The organism is Shewanella sp. (genome assembly GCF_051658185.1).
Classification (GTDB): domain Bacteria; phylum Pseudomonadota; class Gammaproteobacteria; order Enterobacterales; family Shewanellaceae; genus Shewanella.
Genome location: NZ_JBOFMC010000374.1, coordinates 1 through 6,771, shown reverse-complemented (window position 1 = coordinate 6,771; position 6,771 = coordinate 1). Strand labels below are relative to the sequence as shown.

Annotated in this window: 5 protein-coding genes; all 5 read right to left on the bottom strand. The window is 53.8% G+C overall.

Annotated features, from left to right (window positions below; genetic code table 11):
• Nucleotides 1–304: 304 nt before the first annotated feature.
• Nucleotides 305–1,975 carry a BatD family protein gene (locus ACRCZA_RS14125; RefSeq protein WP_438675046.1) on the bottom strand — a complete coding sequence of 557 codons (1,671 nt, stop codon included), beginning with the start codon at nt 1,973–1,975 and terminating at the stop codon, nt 305–307.
• Nucleotides 1,969–4,131, bottom strand: a complete 2,163-nt coding sequence (locus ACRCZA_RS14120) for a VWA domain-containing protein (RefSeq protein ID WP_438675045.1) — start codon at nt 4,129–4,131, stop codon at nt 1,969–1,971. The genes ACRCZA_RS14125 and ACRCZA_RS14120 overlap by 7 nt, the downstream gene beginning before the upstream one ends.
• A 4-nt stretch (nt 4,132–4,135) precedes the next feature.
• A complete protein-coding gene (locus ACRCZA_RS14115; protein WP_438675044.1) occupies nt 4,136–5,152 on the bottom strand; it encodes a vWA domain-containing protein in 1,017 nt (338 codons plus the stop codon).
• Nucleotides 5,146–5,748 carry a DUF4381 domain-containing protein gene (locus ACRCZA_RS14110; RefSeq protein ID WP_438675043.1) on the bottom strand — a complete coding sequence of 201 codons (603 nt, stop codon included), beginning with the start codon at nt 5,746–5,748 and terminating at the stop codon, nt 5,146–5,148. The genes ACRCZA_RS14115 and ACRCZA_RS14110 overlap by 7 nt, the downstream gene beginning before the upstream one ends.
• A gap of 397 nt (nt 5,749–6,145) precedes the next feature.
• The coding region (locus ACRCZA_RS14105) for a DUF58 domain-containing protein (protein ID WP_438675042.1) at nt 6,146–6,771 on the bottom strand (626 nt) is incomplete at its 5' end.

The window sequence follows — 6,771 nt, the reverse complement described above, 5'->3', positions numbered from 1 at the left end:
TTGGTAATTTTCTTTAAGAAAACTGATTTATAATGATTGTAAAAAATGTTATTTAATAGAGCGTTGCTGTTGGTGAGTTGTGATTTTGTTTGTTTTTGAGTTTTAATCGGTTTTTGTTGGTATTTAAGTAAGTTAGCGCTGTGAATGTTGGCCAAGGTTAAGTGCTTGTTACGGGGACTGAGGTGTTAGCTCGCTGCATCGACGGTTGAGTTAACACAGGTCATGGTTGAGTACTGACCAATGGGGGAGTGCCTCCAGCTGTTTGCTGAACGGGCTTTGCAAACAGCTGGCGGCAATGTTTTGGTTAGTTGGGATGCAGAGGGACGAGCACGACCGCGGCGTTTGCCGCGCTATCATGGGTGTCATTCAAGACCGCTTTGAGCAGGGCGGCTTTCGCTAAGGCGAGCGCCTGTTGCTGCTGTTCTTGGCTTAAGTCCACATTGGCGCCATAGGCACAGGCTTGTAATTGACTGATAGCCTGAGCGAGCGGTACTGATCGCGCCGCAATCTTATCGAGGGTCAGGCTCTGGCCCGTTTTTTGGCTAAAATAGCGCTGCAATTGTCCGAGAATAGTGCTGGCATTACCCTCGGCGCAGGCGCGCTCAAGGGCGGCAAGCCCGTTATGATCACTTGCAGGCCCCGCAGTGCTGCTGGCTGAGACACTCGCCGCCAGCGGAGCTGAGTTTGACACTTGGTTGAGTGCGCGGCGCCATGCGACTAAGGTCACAAGCCAGAGAGTGGCCAATAGTGCACTGATCCACGGCCAGTAATTGACGGTTTCGACTGGCGATTGCCATAAGGACGGCTCTGTCGCCTGCGCTTGCGGACTGCCTTTGACCACGATGGTGCGTGCCGGCAAAGTGGCTAGCTCTTGGCGCTTAAGGTGCGGGTTCCACCAAGGCACGGTGATCTCCGGTAGGGTAAATGTGCCTGCTTGGGTGGGGACGATGGCCGTAGTGATACTGTACTGGGATACAATTTGTGTGTCGCGGACAAAGCTTTGTCGTTGGGGCTTTTCTGGATATTGCTTGAGCGCCTCGGGTAATGTTAAGGGGATATCAGGTAAGCTGTTTTCATCGGCATTGGAGGCTAGCAAGGTTAGGGTGCGCGTGATGGGGTTGCCCAGCGTGAACTCGGTTATCTCCTCCGGAAAGGTCTCTTTTAAGGCGACCAGATCCGCGACGAGCCATTGGCCTTGGAAGCTCGCGGGTGGGGGATTGACCTGCACGGTTAAGGCTGGCGCGCCTGCTTGCATCGGGCGACTTTCGTTAAACGCAAACATGCCGCCTCGGCGTTGGGATTCGACCAGCACATCGCCTGCGAACGTCGCCCCTTGAATATTGACTTGGCCGGGCAGATCAGGAATGAGACCGTAGGTGCGTTCAATCACCCGATAGCGGCGGCCATCGACAATTTCGGAACCGTCTTTATCCTCGCCAATTTGCTTGATTTGCGCACCTTCAACCACAGGTGCATTTAATACTCCCCGCTGCAATTCAACCGCGAGATACAGTTTTACGCGATAGGTGAGCAATTGGCCGACATAGGCCTCATCGCTAGAGAGGCTTGCATCGATGAACAGGTTTTTGGTTTGCACCGTTTGGCTGCCACTCTCGACGACCTTTAGGGGAATGGGCGCCGAGCTCACCCCATCCAAGGTAAAGGCTGGGATGGTTAATTGGCCCTGTTGCTTGGGCGACAGCAGGATTTGCCAGCGGGTTTCTTTGGCCGTATTGAAGTTGATGATTTGGGTGCTACGGCTGACGCTGGTGCGCCCCACAATAAAATCCTTAAGTAGGGCAGAGGTATCGAGCTGAGCGGTATCGACCTCATCATCGGCACTGATATTGAGCACAAAATATTCACCCTCCATCACCGGATTGCGATCGATGGCCGCCTCAAGACGAGTGAGCGCATAGGCAGGACTCCAAGCGCTGAGGGCGAGGAGGAGGATACAAATATGTTTTTTCACCACTGTTCGTTATCCCTTGAGATTTGGCCATTTGCACGGCGTTTTTGATATTCGAGTTGCATCTTGTTACGCAGTAACACTTGTGGATCCTCGCTGACAGCGCGCAGCGCGCGTTGCATTTGCGCTGGCAGCGGTTCGCGCGCGGGCGTAAGGGGCGCGATAGTGTCACCTACCGGGGTATTTGCTTGTGTGCTTGGCGCAGGGCTGTCTTTGGCGTTTGGGGCGCTTGCTGCCGAGTTGGCTTGCTGAGCGCTATCGGCCAGCATTTTTGCCTCATTATCTGGCGCATCTTGGACATCGGCTAAGGCATCTTGGGCGCTTTTATTGGGCTCATGATTAGGCTCATCATTGGGCTCATGATTGGCTGCCTGATCGTCAGATGTTGTCGGCGGCGTTTGTGGCTCCGTTGCTGATGCTTGTTGGCTGGCGTCGTTGGCGTTTTGTGCAGACGATTGCTCAGCCGTTGGCGTGTGAGGCTCTGCACTGTCCTTTTCACTCTGCGCCTTCGGATCATGTGTATTTGCACTATGGGTATTAGGCGCTGCCGATGTGCGGCTGTTGTCCTGTGGCTCAGTTTGGGCCTGTGTTGTTTGATGCTGATCGCCTTGTGCTTGTCCTGAGCGCTGTTCTTCTGGGCTTTGTTCTCCTGCGCTCTGTTGGTCGGCGCCATTGTCGCCGGCGTTATTTTGTCCATTGTTGCCAGAGTTATCTTGTCTATTGTCGCCAGAGTTATCTTGGCCATTGCCCTGTTGGCCTGACGCCTGCTGTTGCTGCGCTAACAGCTGTTCAGCTAATGCCAGATTGGCTTTGGCTGCCGGAAAATCGGCTTGCTCGGCAAGGGCTGCTTGATAACGCTCCTTCGCTTTATCGGGCTTACCTAGCTGCATCAGAGCATTACCTTGATTGTAGAGGCCTTGGGCAGAGCTATCCTGACTGAAGGTGTTGAGCGCTTGCTCATATTCACCCGCTTTATATTGGGCGCTGCCTCGCCATTGGGGATTGGTAAATTGCTCTGCGGCGCGTTGGTAATCTTGGGATTGATAGGCCTTCATGGCCTGTTGATCTTGGGTTTGCCATAAATCCTGCCAGAGGGACGCGTGGGCATCCTTGGGGGCAAACATTAAGCCGCAGACAACCATCGCCGTTATCGGGCCGAGCATGGGAGACAACACTGGGCTTAGGCTCGCTAACATCCCTTGCCGAAAACTTAACAGCACCGGCAGCAATAACAGCAGCGCAAGGTAGGGGCCGAGATCCTGCCAGGTTTCACCCTCCAGCTCCGTGGCTTTGGCATCCCCTGCGGAGCTCAGCCATTGCTGTAATTGGTTCTGATCCGCGCCAGCGGCATTATAGGGTAAAACGATGCCTTTATGGTTACTGGCGAGTTGATGTAACAACTGGAAATCGGTTGTTGCGACTACGATCTCGTTACTGCTATCGCGCTGCAATTGCCCGTCGGGTAAGCGAATGGGTGCGCCTTGGGCAGTACCAAAGCCAATAATGGCGAGGCGATAATCCGTCCCCTTGAGCACGCCGTGGGCGGCATCAAATTGCTGGGGGCTAATGCCGTCGGTCATCAGGATGATATCTCCGCGAAGGTGGCCGCCTTGGAGCAGCAACTGCTTGGCTTGGAGCAGGGCTGATGCAAGGTTTGAACCTAGCACTGGCATGATCTCCGGGGTTAAGGTTGGCAGCAAATTCAGTAAGGTGGCGTTGTCGCGGGTTAATGGGCTGATGGTAAATGCCTCTCCCGCAAAGGCAATAAGGCCGGTTTCACCTTCTTTGAGGCTGCGCAGCAGATCCGTTGCCCTAAATTTGGCTTGGGTTAAGCGGTTTGGGGCAATGTCCGTGGCAAACATCGAGATGGACATGTCCATCACTAATACGCGCCCTTGCTCACTGGCAAAGACGGGTAAGGATTGTTTGTTTAGCGCAGGGCCGGCCAGCGCGAGAGTCGCAATTAACCAGCTCAATGCCAGCAGGGTTAATGGGCGGCGCGATTGCGTCTGCGAGGGACTAACTAACACTTTGGCTAGATGAGGGGCAATGTAGCGATCCCACGCGCTATAGCCTGGGTGCTGGCGTCGAAGGAGCCACAGCACTAACGCGAGAGGGAGTAGGGCGAATAGCCACTCAGGACGAATAAAATGCAGTGTCATGGATTCAGTGTTTTCCTGTTCTTGGCGTTAAAGCCTTGCGCAGTGCTTGCTTTGAGGCAAATAAGGGTAACTGGCGCAGGCAGATCCACAGGCTGGTGAGTAACGCCAGCCCAAGTGGCCAGTAAAAGAGGTCGGCTTGGGGCCGATAACTGAGCTGTTCACGGCTCACGGGCTCCAGTTTGTCAATTTCTTGATAGATCTGATTGAGCTCCTCAGTATTGCGGGCGCGAAAATACCGGCCTTGGGTCACCTCTGCAATGCGTTGTAGCTGAGTTTCATCCAGATCCATTGAAGGATTGACCCGTTCGCGGCCAAATAAGGTGCGCCGTTCTAACACATCGGCGCCCACGCCGACGGTATAAATGGTGACCTGCCGATGTGCAGCAATGTCGGCGGCTTGATCCGGGTCGATATTGCCGGCGTTGTTGGAACCATCGGTCAATAAAATCAACACGCGATTGCTTTCATCTATTTGTTCAAAGCGTTTAACCCCAAGGGCAATCGCCTCACCGATGGCGGTTTGTTTACCGACTAAGCCGATTTGCGCCTCCCGTAAAAATTGTGCGACGCTGCGCCTATCTTGGGTCAGGGGCGCTTGTAAATAGGCGTGATCAGCAAACAAAATGAGGCCGATTCTATCGCCCTTACGCCGTTCGATAAAGTCACTGACCACCTGCTGGATCAAGGTGAAGCGATCCACCGTCTTGCCATTGATGATCATGTCTTCAATTTGCATGCTGCCGGAAAGATCGACCGCCAGCATGAGATCCCGACCTTTGCTTGGCAATTCGATAGGCTCACCAAGCCACTGCGGGCGCGCGATAGCGAGCACTAACAAGCACCACATTAGCCAGTAACTTTTGCGACTGCGGGGAGAATGAGTCCGGTGTTGCGCCTTCACTGTTTGGCTGATCCCTGGGAGTTGTAACCGCCCACCATCGACCAGTGCGGTCTGTTGGCGGCGTAACAATAAGGGTAAAGGCAATAAAATCAATAGCCAAGGCCAAGCAATACTTAACATTTTTCCTCCGGTTCGGGGCGAGCTGTCGCCCCGCAGGCGTCAGGGCTTGGGCGCCTCGAGCAGGTTTCTGCTGGGGTTAAGGTGCCGGTGTCACTCACTGCCTCTGGTGCTAGGAAGGGGGCATTGGAGGCAAACCAAGCATTAACCAAAAGATGCAATTGCTCAGCTTGTGCATCGGTAAGGCCACGGCCCTGATGGCGCATATCCAGCAAGGGGCCGATGCGCCCACGCAGATCTGCGGCTAGGCGGCTATCAAGCCAGGTGGCCCAAGCACTACCATCGAGTTTGGCAATCTTTGACCTTGGCAGGTAACTTAAGGCGGTGCGTTTGAGTAAGCTGTTCACTTCGCTTGGATAATCGACAGCTTGCCTATCAAGTGAGTTAACGCGTTGCCGCGCCGCTTTTTTAGGCGCCAAGAATGTGTGCCGTTTGCGATACCAGCTTAGGCCAGCAAGACAAAGTACGATGGCAAGAGTGAGGGCTAACCAATAGCCGATTGCCCATGGCCAAGGACCGATGGGCTCTGGGGGGATAATGTCCTGTAATTGGTCGAGGGCAGGATCGGGTGTTGCCGCAAAGCTAAGGGATGCAAGCAACAGCGAGCCGAACGCCGAAGTGCTAACGCCCAGAGTGGTTAATGATGTGGGAATTAGCCGAGGGCCTCGCCCCCTTAGCCTTGGATTCATAGTTGTTCGATTACCGGAAAGTGGATTCACTATTGGGTGCTCACTCTACATCTTGGGTTAAATTCATGGTGGTTCAATTCAGTTCAACTCGCTTAAGTGCAGCTAAGCAAAGTTTGCTCTTTAGTGCTGCTTGATAGTTAGTGTAGCTTGACAGTTAGTGCAGTTTGATAACTGCTATCGATTATCGCGCTTGGCTATTTCCTTCGACTATTTCCTTAAGGCGAGTTGTCTAGGCTCACTTGTATCAACTTATTCGGCTCAGAAAGCCGCCTTGCAGGGATGGCGACTTAACCTGTTTGCCCCAGCGTTATTGGAATACTGCGAGTTGATCTCCTAAGGGGCGCGCGGCATCAATTAACTGGGTCCGTACCTTGAGCTGCTGCATCATCCCGATAAATTGCTGTTGTTGATGCTGCTGCTGCAACAGCCACGCTTGGTAACTTTGTGGGGTTAGCACCCTATCGGTTTCTCCTTCCCGTACCGGCAAGTTAAATTGCTTGGGCAAGGGGAGCGTGCCTTGGCGCAGGGGATCGGTAATTAAATAAGCGCCGATGTCGCAATGGCGTTTCAGTTCGGTCAGGGGAGCTAAGCAGGCAGGGCTAAAGTGGCTGCCATCGGTGATGATCCAAATGAGCGATCCCGGTTTGGCAATGCGTTGCAACCGCTGGCAGGCGCGTAATAGATGGTCAGGGTCGCGTTTGGTCTCGCCCAGATGATTGAGCTGATGCGCATGGAGCCGACAAAGCCCGGCGATCAGTTGCAACATTCCTTGGCGGCGACTGCGGGGCTTTAATTCCAAATGTTCTGACTCGCAGGCGATTAATGCGCCTAGCCTGTCGCCGTGGAGAATGGCATTCCAACCGAGTGTGCTCGCCAGATGACCTGCCTGCACCGATTGCAGCAGCAGACTCGAGCCAAAATACAGACTTTGGC